We start from the raw sequence: 16,088 nt of genomic DNA on the forward strand, positions 1-16,088 counted from the left end.
CTATGATCCAAGATATAATTGACGTTTTCCAACTTTTTATATTTTCCTACAGTAGCCTGACCATGGTGATCTATGTCATCATGGCGGTGCTATCGTATAAGGGAATTATGTTATATAGACGGAAAAATAGAGAGCACTATACCCAAAATGTAATTTCGAGCCCACTTTCACCGGGCATCTCGGTCATTGCCCCGGCTTACAACGAGGGCCTGACAATCATTGATAATGTATATGCATTAATGCATCTGAATTATCCATTGTATGAAGTTATTATTGTCAATGACGGTAGTACGGATGATACATTGGAAAAATTGGTGCAGCATTTCGAACTTAAGGAAGTAGATCTCCCTTACAATGAAAAGATCAAAACGAAGACTGTGAAGCGCTTTTTTCGATCTACTAATCGTGCCTACGAAAAGTTGCTAGTCATTGATAAAGAGAACGGAAAAGGTAAAGCAGACGCTTCGAATGCCGGTATCAATGCCTCAAAATTTGATTATTTTCTCTGTACAGATGTAGATTGCATCCTGCATGAAGACACACTTTCCAGACTAATGCGTCCCATTTTAGACGAAAAGAGCCGGAGCCGCCTAAAAGACATCCAGGTGATACCCGATACCGGATACATCCACGTGGAGAACAATCAACGGCGGGTCATAGCGGTGGGGGCGCCCCTGCGGATGATCAATTCGTCTGAAGTGGATAATGGCGTAATAACACGCTTTAAACCGCCACATAAAGTACTCCCACGTTTTCAGGAACTGGAGTATATTCGTGCATACCTGCTTTCAAAAATGGCGTGGAGCTCAATCAATTGTGTTCCAAATGTGTCGGGAGGACTTGGTCTTTTTGACAAGCATATTGCCGTTAAGGTTGGGGGCTATGATCCACGCTCATTTGCCGAAGATATTGATATGGTGACACGCATGAGTGTTTACATGATCCAGAATAATCACAAATATGCGATTCGGTATATTCCTGTTTCATTGTGCTGGACGGAAGGACCACAGACCTTGCCGGTATTCAGTAGACAACGTGTACGCTGGGCTAGGGGATTGATCCAGATCATGCTGCTCCACCGTCATGTTTTATTTAATTTTAAGTTTAAAAGGCTCGGGCTTATAGTCTTTCCTTATAACTTTCTATTTGAGTTTTTGGCGCCTATTTTCGAGGTATTGGGGCTGTTGTTTTACATCTATCTTATTGTAATAGGCGCCATCAATTGGGAAAATACATTTACGTTACTCGCTTTTCTTTATATGTTTTCCGTCTTGGTAAGCTCTATAGCCGTACTTTGGGATCAATTGATTGAAAGGCATTACCGCAAAACGAGTGAGGTGATAGGCCTTTGCCTAACGGCCTTTGCTGAGCCGTTTATTTATCATCCGCTCATTGTTTTTTTTAGTATTAAAGGCTACATACAGTCCATGTTCAGGCAAAAACTGGTGTGGGGAAATATGCAGCGTAAAGGTTTTGCAAGCCAAAAATCTTCCGACAAAAATCAAGCTTAAGCTATTATGAATTTCCGTTATACTATTTTTATTCTCTTCCTGTTGTCTACACCTGTCCTGCAAGCGCAGACCTGGAATTCCGTGCGTGCCGAAAAATTGTACCAGCAGGCTTTGGTAGACATTAAATCTGCTCAACAGCAGAAAGCTTTAAAGTCATTGGAGGAGACCATAAAGCTCAATCCAGCCCATATCGATGCGCAGGTGCAACTTGCCCGAATTTATATGGCGCAGAAACAATATGATCAGTCGATCCGCACTGCACAACTGGTCCTGCGTGCTTCGCCCCAATATGAAGATGTTTATTATTATATTATAGGTTCTTATTTATCAAAAAATCGACCTGCTGAAGCTTTGCGTTACGTCGAAATGGGATTGGCGCGTTTTGCTACCAATAAAGATTTCGGGATCAAAAAGCTTAATATATTGGATATGCTCAAACGCTATCAGGATGGAGATTCCTGGGCACAGGTTCTTATACGGCGTTTTCCGACCGATGGGAGCGTAAGACTTGCTATGGCCGGTCATTATGAGGCAAAAGCGGATTGGTATAAAGGAAATAAAATGGATAATCTCGCCAATTCATATTATGAAAGGGCGCTCGAACTCGCGCCGAAAAATACAGATCTCATCGAAAAAATGAACAATATTGTGTCCCAAGGCGGTGATTATGATGCCCGAATTGCCAAGGTAAATGCGCTATTGAACAGCGATAGTAAATCTTACAAAGCGTTATTCCAAAAGCTCAGTCTGCTACAGGAATCACATCGTTATGCAGAGGCACTAGAAGTTTTACGGCTGATCTTACGCTATTATCCGAAAGATAAAAAAGCCCTTGACCTAAACAATAGTTTACGGAAAGAAGCAGCCGGATATTATCAGAACACAGATACTTATGCTCTTTATCAGTCGATTTTGGATCAGAATCCAGGCGACCGGGAAGCCTTGGAAAAGGTGGTGGGCATAGCTGCGTCTCGGGGGGAGACGACACAGGCACTGTATTGGGTAGACCGTGCCTTACAGCGAAATGCAGCCGATCGTGTACTACTGCGCCGAAAAATGGATTTTGAATATCAGCTACATCGCTATCAGACAGCGGCAGATATTGCTGTTAAGCTCTATGGGAGCAACGGTGATAAAGCTTTCCGATCAGAAGTATTGCAAATGATCAATGCCTGTGGGAGTTATTATTTGCAACAGCAACAAGCCGACAGCGCCATCGTTTACTACGATCGTACGCTTCACTTAGATCCGAGCAATATGCCAGCCCTGCAAGGGCGTATTTCCGCCCTTATCCTGCAAAACAATTTATCCTCGGCCCTTCGGGAATTGGAGCAGGCGATCAGTTATTATCCAAATGATATCGATTTACAGTTAAAAAAGGCGGGTTTCCTGGCACAATCGGGCAAAATACAGCAGGCTGTAGCTTTAAGCGAAAAACTTTACGCCAGTTATCCGGGAAATCCGAAAATTAAATCGCTTTATTTGGAGCAAAAGCTGGCCGCAGCAAATGCCTGCATACTGGTGGAAGAGTACGGAGAAGCGGAAACGCATCTTCGTCAATTACTCATTGAAGATAACGATAATAAAGAAGCCCTACACTACCTTTCTAATATTCTTGACCTCAGAAGACGCTATCCGGAAGCTTTGCTCGTTGTTCAGCAGGCCCTGCAAAGTTATCCGGGTGACCGCGAATTTCTTCAGAAGAAAGCTTCAATCCTTCATAATAGTGCGCAGTATATGGCAGCTGCTCAGGTCGCCACTATGCTGCGGACAGAATATCCGTACAATCAAAAGTACCGTACAATGGTACAGGATGCATGGATGTCGGCGGGATTGGCTTTTCAAAAAAAAGGATTAGCCGATAGCGCAATCTTTTGTTTTGATCGCGTGCTCAAGGACAATCGAACAGATTCGCTAGCCTATAGTAATAAATTAAACCTTCTGATGGCAAAAGGAGACTTTGAATATGCCTTGCAGAGTGTGGATACGGCATTGCAGCATTTTGAGTATGCAGAACCTTTTCTCCTAAAGAAAGTAATCGTACTTGACAGTTTGGGGCGGTTTGTTGAAGCGGCACATTATGCCGATACACTCTCCAAGCGCTTCGATCTACGGAAGCACAGGGAATATGCAGCTCTTTTGCGAAGTAAAACCATGCAGAACGCTTTTGGAATTTCTTTGCTGAATAGCTCCTTTTCAGGTGTTGATGATAATCCAGCGCCACCTGCATACCGTATTGCGACACTGTATTACACCCGTCGATTGTCGCCAAAAATAAGCTATGGTGCACAGCTGTTATTCACGGGAAGGCAATCAGGTACGGGCATTATGGGAGAAGGCGACCTGACGTATACGGCGAATAAATTACTTTATTGGAATGCTTCGATAGGTATATCCAATAATGTGCTGCTTCCCAAATATAGATTGGCCTATTCGCTTTATCGGCAGCTCGGAAAAGGTTTCGAAGGGGAGATTGGGGCGCGTTTTCTGGAAGTTGTAGCGATCAAAGCAGCATCACTGGTTGTTGGTGCGAGTAAAAGTTTTGACCCTTTTCTGCTGAATGCACGAATCTTTGCCATCAAGGAGGAAAAGGATTTCTACTTTGCTTTTCAGGCAGGCGCAAAATATGAGCTTACTGAAGCTGATTTATTGCAGGCAAATTTTGGACTTGGAACTTCACCAGACGATAGAAGCAGGCTTATTTTGTTGCCTGAATTGGGGGGTGTTATGAGTCGAAGTGTGGGTGCGGGATACAGGCGTACAATAAATTATCGTACATCGTTAGGTCTAAATGGTACCTACACGAGTCAAAAAATTGGTACGGCAACATTTCGTAATCAATACGATCTACTGCTCGCTTTACAGGTGAAATTTTAACTCTAGCCAATAACTGAACAATGAATGGTACAATTTTAATTTTAGGCGCCGAAGGGTATTTGGGCTGGCCGCTGGCCATGAAGTTAGCGCTGCACCATCCAGACCAAAAAATTATATTGCTGGATAATGGCTGGCGCAAAAGCACGGTTGCCAATCTCGGATTTGGGCCCTGGCTACAGATTCCGGATCTCTCAAGTCGTATCGAAGTATTTGGCCAAAAATATGGTTTAGCTAATATGTGCGCTGTGCACGCTGAGGTTTGCTCGGACGAATTGGCAGAACTGATTCGCCGGGAACGGCCGCATACGATTTATCATCTCGCACAGCAGTGTTCGGCGAGTTATTCGATGTTGGGATTACAACAGGCTCTTTACACCATCCGTAACAATGAAGAAGGAAATATGCGTTTGCTCTGGGCAGTACGCGAATATGTTCCGCAAGCCCATATTATTAAGCTTGGATCTTTTGGTGAATATGCCAAGGGTGGATTGCCGATCGCAGAAGGCTATTTTAAGCCTGGTTATCAAGGACAGTTGGCGTCGACGCCTTTACCTTACCCTAGGGCGGCAAACGATATTTATCATGTTTCCAAAATAAATGATTCGAATTACGTAGCGATGGCGGCGCGTACCTGGGGGCTTCGCATCACGGAAGTGATGCAAGCAACGGTCTTTGGTCTGCTAACATCCGAAATGGATGCCTCGCATGATCTTTTTACCCGTTTTGATTACGATCCGATATTTGGAACGGTAGCCAACCGTTTTATAGCGCAGGTAGTTTCTGGTTCTCCGATGACAGTATATGGTAGCGGAAATCAGCGTACTGGACTCATGGCGTTGAACGATGCGGTCAATTCGCTGGCCCGATTTGCTGTAGATATACCACCGATGGGTGAACATCGTGTGGTGAACCATGTGACAGAAACACACTATTCCATCAATGAATTAGCGGCGGATATTGCTGACATCGCCAGAGGTGTTGGATTGGATCCCAAGATTTCTTTTACCTCCGATCTTAGAGGGGAAAGTGCTGCCAAGAAAGCTATATACAGCATTGAGACAAGTTTGCAGGGAAGTCATTTGTATCATACCGATTTCCATACCGTGATAAGAGAATCCATTAGTCTTTTACAGAAACAATATAGTAGACTTCTACCGCATCATTTTTCACCCCATAGCGCCTGGAACGAATGTTCTGATGGGATAAATCTTGATCCTAAAAGAGTAGATGCCGTCCGAAAAATAGAAAATGAAGCGTATTGGGATCAGATCAGGATCAATACATTTCCTTCGACCAGGGTAAATCTGAATCCGGGCTGCCTGGCTACGTTGCCACAGGATCGGCTCGAAACCATCAAAAATCAGGTAAACGGCAATCCACTTTCTTTATATGCTTTAGGGAGGGAAGCTTTCAATGCCATACAGGAGGAATGTGCTAAATTGTGGCCGGCTGCCGGTTATCGCTGTAATGTGACTACCAGCACATCTCAGGCCATGAATTTATTGGCATTGGCGCTTTTACGTAGGTTGGAGGAGGATGGGAAGAGGTGTTTTCAGGTCCTGACAAGTGAGCATGAACATCCGGGCGGTATTGGCCCCTTTGAACATTTGCCAGAATATAAGCTCACTTATCTCCCTGATGTTGTCCTCAATGACGCGGAGGAATTTAACAGATGCTTGCGCGAAATGCAACCAGACATCGTCTTCTTATCCCATGTCTATTATCCCACAGGAAAACTGATGCAAGACAAGTGGCGCCTGAGCAATATAAAAAAGGCTGTTCCGAATGCAATTCTGATTCTTGACGTAGCCCAGTCATTAGGGATTCAGCAACTTCCTTTTGGGGATGCCGATGTATTGATCGGGAGCACGCATAAATGGTTGCATGGACCATTGGGTGGTGGTTTAGCTTGGTTCAAAGAAGATTTTGCAAGTTGGATCGGCGCCTTATATTGGAATAAGCAGCATCTTTTTGAAGATCCGCAAACCCATGGGTTCAGCATTCCTGGGGGGCAGGATTTCTTATTGTATGAAAGGTTGAGGCAAAGCTTAAAGCACTATCGAGAAATTGGGCCGAAAGCGATTCTGGAGCGCAGTACCTATCTGGCATCTTATCTGAAAAGAGAGCTTAATGGGATCTTGAGCCATGCAGGCATTACGCACTGTTTTATGGGAGATGATGTGTCTCCGGTCGTAAGTCTACTGGTGTCAGATTATGATCCTTATCCGCTGTACGAGTTTTTGAGAAAGAAAGACATCCATATTAAATGCATTAAGCACTGTAGAGTAGAAGCGAAGGTTGGACATGTACTGCGTTTTGGTATACCTTATTATGAAAATATGGGCCGCTTGCGCATGGTACTTGATACGATAGCTTCTTTTGTGGATTGTGCCATCATGGATAAGCAAGAAGTGGAGTTGGTGATCTAGTTTAATGCGGGATGATGATGAATGCAAATTATAAACTGAACCTGTTCGTTCTTGTTGGATTACTGTTCATTAGCAGCTGTATGGCACAGCAAGTGGACATCGTTCGCGATAAGAAAGCCGAAACTGAAATCGTTATTTCCTCGCGTCCATCAAATTTGGAACGAAAGGCGGCTCTGGTATTACAGGAGTATATTAAACGTATTACTGGTGTGCCATTAGCGATATTGTCGAGCCCTTCTGGGACGAAAAAACACGTAGTATATATCGGGAATAATTTTTATCAACAGCGGATTGGAAAGAAGGTTGGGCTTGGAAACGAAGGTTTTGAAATTAGTGTTCGGGACGGACAAGTATATCTAACTGGAGGTTCAGGAAAAGGACTACTGTATGGCGTATATGAACTTATCGAGAAGCAATTTGGCGCTCGGAAATATGATCAAGGGCCTGCATGGGTTCCGAAGCGTGCGAATCTGACGCTTCCTCAGGATTTCAATTTGCGTTTTGAACCCCCTTTACGTTATCGGGAGTCTTACTACCCCGCTTCTGCAGATGCTGAATACCTGGATTGGCATCATTTGCATCGATTTGAGGATCTGTGGGGCTTATGGGGGCATTCATTTTTTAAAATTATACCACCGGAAGACTATTTTCAGCAGCATCCTGAATATTTCGCTTTAACAAACGGAAAGCGCAGTGCAACACAACTCTGTCTGACAAATCCTGACGTCCAGAAAATTGCAATCAATTACTTTCGACGGGCCATTGCCGATAATCCTGATGCGGTCTATTGGTCTATAGCGCCAATGGATGGAAAAGGTTACTGTACCTGTGATCGCTGTACGAAGGTTGATCAGGAGGAGGGGGGGCCTCAGGGCACGCTCATCCGATTTGTGAATCGTATTGCGGCTCAATTTCCAGAACAGAATTTTACGACCTTAGCCTATGGTTACACCGCAGAAGCTCCCAAAGTAACTCGGCCATTGGACAATGTATATGTGTTGCTAAGTACGATAGATGCAACGCGGGAGCGGGGGCTGGCGGTTAATCCAACAGCTGCTCCTTTTCGACGCCAGCTCAATGACTGGTCGAAGATCTCATCGCATATTTTTGTGTGGGATTATACCACGCAATTTACAGCTTATATAAATCCTTTTCCGATGTATGATCATTACCAGGGCAATATCGCCTATATGTATCAAAATGGTGTAAAAGGTATCTTTGAACATGGACCTGGCCATACGCAGGCTGATATGTCCGCCTATGCCAGTTATTTGCAGGCCAAAAGCCTATGGAACCCTGAGCTAGATCAAGCTGAGGTGGAAGAGGATTTTTTGGACGGTTATTATGGTGCCGCATCAAAGGATATTAAAAAGTATCTAAAACAACTTATTGATGCTCGAAAAACAAGTCGCTCGACGCTTGATATATATGGTAATCCGATCCTTTCGCGACATGGATATCTAAGTTTAGAAAAGATGAGATTTTTAAAGGAACTTGTGAATAACGCGCAAAAAGCTGTAGCTGGGGATCCGAAATTTTTAAGTCGCGTGAATTTGATTGCTTTAGGTCTCGAGTATGCAGCTTTGGAGCAGTCAAAGGCTTATGGTGATCATCCATTTGGCTTTTTAAACAGGAAAGCTAGTGGTAAGTGGATGGTCAATCCCAATTGGATGACGCGGATTGATGAATTTTTGGACCATGCACTTCGAGGCGGAGCTATCGAATTGGCTGAAACTGGTGGTAGTCTTGAGCAATATCGGCAGCAATGGCTAACACTATTAAATAAACCCTATTTGCCTTCAGTGCTCCAAGGAATAAATCCTCAGTTTAAACCTTCTTTCTTGGAAGATTTTCCCGCAAATGGAAAAACAACACTGAATGATGGCTTATCGGGAACGACAGATTACAGTTACAATTGGCTATTATTTGATAGTGAGGATGTCGAGATTACTTTTCCTTTTCCGAATGAAAGAATGGCTTCGCAAATTCAGCTTAATTTTCTATTTGATCCGGCGCATTATCTTTTCCTTCCGGATGGAATAGCGGTAGAAGCCTCAGAAGATAATATTTCGTATGTGAACATCGGGAAATATAAGATTGACACTGGTCTTATGGCCGAAGGTCCAATATGTTTTCCAGTTTCATTTGGCTTAAAACAACAAGAAGGACGTTTTTTAAAAGTGAAAATTTCTTTTTCGCAAGAATTTCCGCATTGGTTTGAAGGGTCGAAGCATCGCAAACCGCTTTTTGCCATTGATGAAATTCATGCTGATCAAGCAGATTAGCTAAATCGGGTAGGTCAATCCGCTTCGTGCATAATAATTTAAGGTTGGAATTTGAGATCAGATCAAATCAGGAAATTGGTGCTTTAATGAGGTTTATAAGGGGTTAAAAATAAATGGGGCGAACGCCTTCGCCCCATTATATCCATTAATATTATCAAGTCGAACGCAAAAAAAATGACTTGATGGCCCAAATGTAAAAAAATATTATTGAAATTCTCCTGTAAAAATTTACGATAATCGTGTAAAAACCTACGCCGTAGTTGAAGGGCTACGTCATTCATAAAAAAAAGACGGCTAGAATTTCTAGCCGTCTTCGTTTGGTTGCCGAAGCTAAAATTATTACAATTTTTTAGTTTGAACGCACGCAACGAACGTTTTTAAATGATGTACTTAATACGTTTGCACCTAATGCGCTAACTCCATTCAAAAGTTGACCGGTATTGTTTGCCATATGGAACCTAGTACCTAACGATAGAGGAATTAAAGTTAGACCACGACCAGCGTTACCATAATAACCCCATGTACCTGCGCCAACTAAGCCAACAATATTAGCTCCTTGTTCATTTGTCCAAAGCGTTGTTGCTCTGCCGTAACTATCCAACAACGGAATATTTAAATTTACAACTTGGAAGTTTGCAATATCTACGCTGAGATCATTCAAGCCAATATTTGCTAAACCACCATTTCCAAGTAGTGGCAAGATATTTACGTTTGAAATTTCACCATTATAGTAAAAGCGAAGTCTGTTTGATGCACTGTTTACATCACCAAAAGCATTCGAACCTGAAGTAGGAGCACCGTTTGCACCAGAAGCTAATGTATATTGACCATAATTAAATGGACTGGAAGGAGCTAATGATGAATTAGGAGCTGCTGTATTTACTAGCAAAGATGTTGCATTGCCCAAGAGATTAGTTATTATGTTTAAAAGCCCTGTAGTACCCGTTGCATCAACTACTTGGCCCAAGCCACCTAACGCTCCAGTAAGTTGATTTACTTCGATATCTCCTCGAACCATGTTAGCAAAGTCTGCCTTAGCAGGTTGTTTCCAAAGGCCTGCTGGATATACCAAAGCACATGGATCGCCATTATTCGTTGTTGTAGTCGCAAATTGTCCAGGAACAATACTTCCGAAAGCAAAATAGCCATTTGCTCTAGCGGTCAGCTGATTGTTTGCATAGAATGCGTAATTGCGGCCATTTCCAATGTTGCCTCTGTAAAACAGATTCGAGCGTCCCCATTTGACTGTACGGCCACCATAGTTGGTAATTAATGGCGATTCCACAACGTTTAGCAACAAGTGATGGCTATTGCCCAATTGTGGTGTTACAGAAAATCCAAAGTTAGATGCGGTTGTAAAATAGGTACGCGCTAGGCTACCGTCTACGTGGCTAATATTTAAGTTTTGAACTTGAACATTAATGGCGCTCTGAGCTGCAGTAGATGCGGTATAAACATAGGCAATTTTTGCATCATTGAAGGCAGGATCAATATTTGTAAAGTTGGCATACGTTAAAGTTGGTGTAAAACTAGCTCCTGCAGTAACAGTTCCACCCAGCAATGCGATACTACCTGTTGCTAAATTTAAACCCGTTACGTTCACTGTAGGATTGCCTGTGATATTACCAAAAACGCCTTTGGTATTCAATTCAATTCCTATGCGTGAAAACTTGTGGCTGAATTGGATACTGATGTTTGAATTGGTTGCCAGGTTGACAGTTCCACTAGCATAAAGGACATCTTTATTTTGCGCAAGAGCAATTGATCCATTTGTTGGTGTAAGTGCAGGTTGATTAGCATCTGAAGTATTGTAAGATAGTGCTACCCATGTATAGGTAGTCGCTGGATTAAGCCCTTCAATGGTACCTGCTGTTCCTGCTACCAACTCCTTGGAGGTAACTAATGTTGTTCCTGAGTAGATATAAACGACGTACTTTGTGCCTGCTACCATATTTTCAGTGACCCCAGGAACGGCATCAGCAGCTAAGCCACCGCCGCGTTTTACGCCTATCGCATCACTAGTAATAGTTGGTAAATTATTGTCAGTAGAAACAACCATGTCTACGTCCGAGAATGAATGTACTTTGCTGGTTGTTGCACTCGATTTTGTCGAGCCGACTTTCACTGCGTCACCAGTATCGCTCGTCTTAATGCCGCCTACGGCGAAAGTAAGTACATTGCTTTTGTTTTCGACATTTTCAGTCTTGTTGTCCTTGGAACAACTTGTGATTAATGTCCCGGGGATTGCTAGCATTGCCATCGCAACAACCCAGTTTGCTCTTTTAGTCAGATTAAATCTCATTTTAGTGCTTTTTCGTGTTGTTAGTAATTTGATGATAATGCTTAAGCGCCTTCGCCGGTAGTAGTACCGTCTGGACCTGCTCCCCAACCGTCGGTTTGTGGTGTTACACCTGGTTGTGCCTGAGAACCTGCAGCAATTCCTTGCTCAAGCTCTACAACGTGCTCCTTGATGGACGGAGCTACGTACATTTTTTTTGCGTTCTTATTCATGATAATATTATTTGGATAATCCATGCTGTTAACAACATGGGGTTTAAATTTAATGGACAATTTAACCCTCGTTTATTTGATAGGAATACTTAAGCATATAACGGCATGCCTTTGCGTATAGGCAATATATTGCTGTTATCACTTAGGTGCTCCTAAATTTTTTGTCTGTTTGTTGATTCCTAATTTAATTGTTAATACTTATTTTGCTATCGGCTAGTTATACTTTTCCCGAATTGAATTGTAATATTACGACTTAATATCAACTTGTGCAAAAATAAATTGTAAACTTTTTTCTTTGTGTTATTAAATTCGAGATAAAACAACTTTCTTCATTGTTATAATCATATATGGATTTCCGGTAAATCGCCGTTTTAGGGCATTTTTTATCTAAAAAAACCGGATACAGTTAGCTTTCTTCTTGCCAACTTTCGAATAAACAAATCATAATTTATTTTGTTTAGCGTTTTTTAAAAATATTTTTTTGGCTATTTATTATTCTATAATTAATATGTTTAAACAGATTGTTTTTTATGGTCTATAATTGTAATTATACAAATTTATTTGGAAATATATTTCTTAAAGAGATACGTTTAGTGTTAAATAATTATTTCCTTATAGTCATTAAGTGTCCTCTTTTTATATTTTTTGATTTGTAAAATTTATTGAAATTCAATATTAATATTGCTTTATTATTTCTAAATGATATATAATATCTCTATTTATAAATTAAACATTCTGTTTGTTGATTAGTTGTATTGTTTCATTTTAAGAAAATTGTGGATGCAACTAATCTCTTTTATAATTTTATTTTTTTGTTAATAAGTGTTAAAAAACACGCTTCATAGCTTTTAAGTATAGTTCGCCAAATTGTATTTGTTTAAACTAAATTATGTTTTGGTTGTGAAATTTGCTGTCTATTTGTATAGGTTGAGTAGCTATTTCTCTAATATTTGTTTTGCCAACCTATTTGTATGCTATTTCATTTAGTGTCTCCAGGTTTTCCTGATGCGCTCTGAAAAAGCATATTGCAAACGCATGGTTTCTTTGGAAATGAATTTTTTGTGTTTGGCTTTTATTTCCTAAATTGCCCGTATTTCAGTAATATGAAATGCTTGTCGAGCCTTATATGCATTAGATAAAAATATGGAATTTGGAGTTCATCGGGTCATTGGTGTAGCGCAGGAGCCTTCCGAAATTACGGATGCAACAGCAAAAGAAAATTATGTTGTTCTTTTTGTTTCAAAGGGTGGCTGTAGCGTGGAGATCAATAATCAGATTACAGAAATTGAAGAATTCTGTTTGGTGTTAATTCCAAGAGGTATTAAAATTGAAGCCAACCCAGATGAACAGCGATCGTTTCTTATTATTTATTTTTCGGAAAGTTTTTTTTGCGCGTACGGAGATAGATACCGCTTTTCTGCATAACTTTAAGTCATTCAATAAAAACGAATATACCTACCGTGTATTGCGTGTTCCTGAAGAATACGCAAGCTATTACGAATTTGTAAGCATGCAACTTAAGCTTTCTAAGCAGAATTATAATCTGGCGATTTATCGCGATTTAGCGCATAATATCGTTAAACAGATTGTGCTCCTTGCTGCAATTTCTGCTGAGGATAGGCCGTCAAATGGATTAGTGTGCCATGGTGCTGATGCAAAGCTGATAACACTTTTTCAGGAACTGATCAAAAAACATGTAAGAGAAGAAAAACAGGTTGCCTTCTATGCTGAGCACCTCCATGTCGGAAATAAAAAATTAACAAACTTGACAAAGGAAATTTTAGGAGCGACGCCAAAGGAGCTTATTGTCAAAGAATTGCTGCGTGTAAGCAAAAAGCTTATCGTTGAATCCTCCCTGAGTATTAAACAGATTGCCTGGGAACTTGGTTATGCTGATGTCAATAACTTCAGTACCTTCTTCTTAAAGGAAACTACTTTGACGCCGACAGAGTATCGAAAGAGGTGGCAAAAATAACCCTTATAGTTAAATATCTTTTTGTTAGTTATAAACTCTTATTTGTAGTTCGCGATGTCCCGTTGTAGTTGAAGCGCTACAAGATTTGTGATTTATACTGTAGTTGTGTATTTTATCCCATTCTCATCTCAATTAGTTATATCTTTGTCTTAAACAGTTCGGCCTTAATATTATTAGTAAAGCCAAGTATTAAAGTCTTGTGACATCTATGATGGGGCTGTTTGGTATTGATCTATTATTATTTAATTATGTATAACAGAAAAAGCTTAAATCTCTTCTTGGTGGGTCTCGCAGGGATTACGCTCTTCGGGGCAAGTTGTTCAAAAGTAAAAGATTTGTACAACGAAACCGAAAAAGGATCTGATTCGTCCACCCTACTTCCTGGGGGAGGCAATATTTCAGCCGATTTTATGTGGAATTCAACGCGCTCTGTAGATGTGCGTGTTGCTGTAGACGATCAATTTAGCAGTAAATACTTTTATCGGATTGAGATTTTTGATAATGATCCGACTTTAGCTAGTGGAGCAAATCTGCTGGCTGCAGGGCAGGCGAAATCGGGTCAGGATTTTGTTGGTAAGCTGATGATTCCGACAATTGCAAAATATATCTACTTAAGAGAGACTTCTCCGCTAGGTGTTGCAGCAGTCAGCATGATCGAAGTTGGACAACAGAATACAATCTCTGTCGACGGTACAAAAGTGGGATCAAGCAGCAAAGCGAGCGTTTTGCGTGCTGCAACCACAACAAGTGCATTGGCTAGTAGCGGTTTAAAAGCGGCTACGGTTGAAGCGACACCAGTAGTCGTTCCTTCGGATGCAATCGCGCTATCGGGAAACTCGATAATTTCGGTCGAGTCCAATAAATCCTATGTCGTCAAGTCTGGAGTTACCTTTACAGGTAAGATCGATGCCAACAACGGTACAAGTAATGTGAAGATTTACATTCAGGGATCTTGGAAAAATACAAGCTTTGAGCTAAACCTTGGAAGCAATAATGGATTGTATATTACACAGGCGGGTTCCATTGACCTCGTGAATGTAACGCAGAATACAGTTGGAGGTTTTGTTAATTATGGATCGGCTTCGCTTTCCAAAATGGAAACGAAAAATAATACATTGTACGTCAACTATGGTACACTTACAGCTGATAAAGCAGATATCACCAATGGTAACTTTACTAACTATGGTGTGGCGACAATCCAAAATCTGAGCAGTACAACAAATGGTACAGTCGTACGCAATGAGGGCACACTTACTGTGCAAAATGCGACTTTGACAAATGCAACTTTGGAAGCTGTTTGTCATACGGTAATCAATTCATTGACCACCAATGGAGCAACAATTTCGGTGGCGCAAGGAGCTTTATTAAGCTTAGATAAGTTAGATGCTGGTGGTACAAAAATTAATTTGGCAGCGTCATCAATTCTAGATGTCAAGACCCTGGCCAAATTTAACAGCCAGTCGAGCACCATGACTGGCCCAACTTCAGGTCAGGCATTGGCTCGTCTCAAAAAAGTTGATGTAAACAACCAGTGGATGGCAATCACGTACGGTGGTAACCTAGAGGTAGCCTGCTCAGATCATACAGCGAATGCCCAATGGAGCACCTATTATGTGATTAATAGTCCAGCGAAATTGGTTCCTTACGATAAATCAACTGTGGTGATTGCTGGGACATCCTGTAATGCTGGTGGTAACAATGCGTCCGGTGGCAATCCAACAGACCAAACCATAACCGAAGTTAATTTGGGTACATATTCTTACATCTTCGAAGATAAGTGGCCGGCTAAAGGTGACTATGACATGAATGACTGTGTGCTGGATATGAACATCACCAAATTCCAAAATACAGCGAATAAAGTGACTAAAGTGGCCTTGAAAGCAAAATTAAGGTCAATAGGTGCTTCGATCCGTTTTTCTACAGCAGTACAGCTTGATGGTATCGCAACAGGGAATGTCAAAAATGTAACGTATTCACGCAAAGATTTGGTAGGTACAGCCTTGCCTCTTGGCGCAAATGGTACGGAATCTGGACAAACGTATGCAGTGCTTCCATTATGGGATGATGCTCATAAAGCTTTTGGCGTGTCGGATACACGTTTTATATCGACTCAAACTGGCCAATATGCACCAGTGGAGGTACTTGTAACTGTTGAGTTCAATACACCGATAGATAACTTTACTTATGGCACATTAAATGCCTTTATTGTCAACTTCAACCAAAACCTTGCTGGCCGAAATGAAGTGCACTTGGTTGGTTATAAAGCGACCGATAAAATCAATAAAAGTTTGGTGTTGAAGGAAACAGGCAACCTGCTGTCAACTACGGATCCATTTAAGACAAAAGCGAATGAGCCCTTTGGTTTATTAGTTCCAGTTTCTTTTGTATATCCATCCGAAGGACAGGCGATTACCACTGCTTACCCGCTCTTTGAATCTTGGGCGACAAGCGGAGGTAGCCAAAATACAGATTGGTATTTACATAAGAAATAATTGAGATA

General features: G+C 41.4%; 9 protein-coding genes. 7 read left to right on the plus strand and 2 right to left on the minus strand.

The features are described 5' to 3' along the window. Nucleotides 1–2: 2 nt before the first annotated feature. The 4 genes from BV902_RS02600 (at nucleotide 3) to BV902_RS02615 (ending at nucleotide 9,102) form a co-directional block, all read left to right on the plus strand. On the plus strand, nucleotides 3–1,511 hold the full coding sequence (locus BV902_RS02600) for a glycosyltransferase family 2 protein (protein WP_075990655.1): 1,509 nt from the start codon (nucleotides 3–5) through the stop codon (nucleotides 1,509–1,511). Nucleotides 1,512–1,517: 6 nt separating this feature from the next. Then, nucleotides 1,518–4,388: a tetratricopeptide repeat protein gene (locus tag BV902_RS02605; protein WP_075990656.1), complete on the plus strand. Its 2,871-nt coding sequence runs from the start codon at nucleotides 1,518–1,520 to the stop codon at nucleotides 4,386–4,388. A gap of 20 nt (nucleotides 4,389–4,408) precedes the next feature. Beyond that, nucleotides 4,409–6,817: an aminotransferase class V-fold PLP-dependent enzyme gene (locus BV902_RS02610; protein ID WP_075990657.1), complete on the plus strand. Its 2,409-nt coding sequence runs from the start codon at nucleotides 4,409–4,411 to the stop codon at nucleotides 6,815–6,817. An 80-nt stretch (nucleotides 6,818–6,897) separates the two neighbouring features. Next, nucleotides 6,898–9,102, plus strand: coding sequence for a DUF4838 domain-containing protein (locus BV902_RS02615; protein ID WP_172840632.1), 2,205 nt, complete (start codon nucleotides 6,898–6,900; stop codon nucleotides 9,100–9,102). A gap of 349 nt (nucleotides 9,103–9,451) precedes the next feature. Here the strand turns inward: BV902_RS02615 and BV902_RS02620 are convergent, their stop codons facing one another. Continuing rightward, nucleotides 9,452–11,404 (minus strand): fimbrillin family protein, encoded by a 1,953-nt coding sequence (locus BV902_RS02620; RefSeq protein WP_075990659.1) that lies wholly within the window; start codon nucleotides 11,402–11,404, stop codon nucleotides 9,452–9,454. A gap of 41 nt (nucleotides 11,405–11,445) precedes the next feature. Then, entirely contained in the window at nucleotides 11,446–11,613 is a 168-nt protein-coding gene (locus tag BV902_RS02625) for a hypothetical protein (RefSeq protein WP_153848297.1), read from the minus strand. A 1,143-nt stretch (nucleotides 11,614–12,756) separates the two neighbouring features. Here BV902_RS02625 and BV902_RS27210 point away from each other — a divergent pair. The 3 genes from BV902_RS27210 to BV902_RS02640 all read left to right on the plus strand — a co-directional run bounded on the left by BV902_RS27210 (nucleotide 12,757) and on the right by BV902_RS02640 (nucleotide 16,080). After that, nucleotides 12,757–13,038 carry a hypothetical protein gene (locus BV902_RS27210; protein WP_075990661.1) on the plus strand — a complete coding sequence of 94 codons (282 nt, stop codon included), beginning with the start codon at nucleotides 12,757–12,759 and terminating at the stop codon, nucleotides 13,036–13,038. Further along, entirely contained in the window at nucleotides 12,956–13,588 is a 633-nt protein-coding gene (locus BV902_RS02635) for a helix-turn-helix domain-containing protein (protein WP_083663449.1), read from the plus strand. Before BV902_RS27210 ends, BV902_RS02635 begins: the two co-directional genes overlap by 83 nt. Before the next feature lie 248 nt (nucleotides 13,589–13,836). Further along, nucleotides 13,837–16,080 carry an LruC domain-containing protein gene (locus BV902_RS02640; protein ID WP_075990663.1) on the plus strand — a complete coding sequence of 748 codons (2,244 nt, stop codon included), beginning with the start codon at nucleotides 13,837–13,839 and terminating at the stop codon, nucleotides 16,078–16,080. The last annotated feature ends 8 nt before the right edge of the window (nucleotides 16,081–16,088 follow it).

It is taken from the genome of Sphingobacterium sp. B29 (assembly GCF_001952815.1).
Taxonomy (GTDB): Bacteria; Bacteroidota; Bacteroidia; order Sphingobacteriales; family Sphingobacteriaceae; genus Sphingobacterium; species Sphingobacterium siyangense.

What these genes read in the sequence shown, in the direction of transcription:
- BV902_RS02600 (WP_075990655.1), top strand. Translation starts at nt 3, where the DNA reads ATGATCCAAGATATAATTGACGTTTTCCAACTTTTTATATTTTCCTAC.
- BV902_RS02605 (WP_075990656.1), top strand. Translation starts at nt 1,518, where the DNA reads ATGAATTTCCGTTATACTATTTTTATTCTCTTCCTGTTGTCTACACCT.
- BV902_RS02615 (WP_172840632.1), top strand. Translation starts at nt 6,898, where the DNA reads ATGGCACAGCAAGTGGACATCGTTCGCGATAAGAAAGCCGAAACTGAA.
- BV902_RS02625 (WP_153848297.1), bottom strand. Translation starts at nt 11,613, where the DNA reads ATGAATAAGAACGCAAAAAAAATGTACGTAGCTCCGTCCATCAAGGAG.
- BV902_RS02635 (WP_083663449.1), top strand. Translation starts at nt 12,956, where the DNA reads ATGAACAGCGATCGTTTCTTATTATTTATTTTTCGGAAAGTTTTTTTT.
- BV902_RS02610 (WP_075990657.1), top strand. Translation starts at nt 4,409, where the DNA reads ATGAATGGTACAATTTTAATTTTAGGCGCCGAAGGGTATTTGGGCTGG.
- BV902_RS02640 (WP_075990663.1), top strand. Translation starts at nt 13,837, where the DNA reads ATGTATAACAGAAAAAGCTTAAATCTCTTCTTGGTGGGTCTCGCAGGG.
- BV902_RS02620 (WP_075990659.1), bottom strand. Translation starts at nt 11,404, where the DNA reads ATGAGATTTAATCTGACTAAAAGAGCAAACTGGGTTGTTGCGATGGCA.
- BV902_RS27210 (WP_075990661.1), top strand. Translation starts at nt 12,757, where the DNA reads ATGGAATTTGGAGTTCATCGGGTCATTGGTGTAGCGCAGGAGCCTTCC.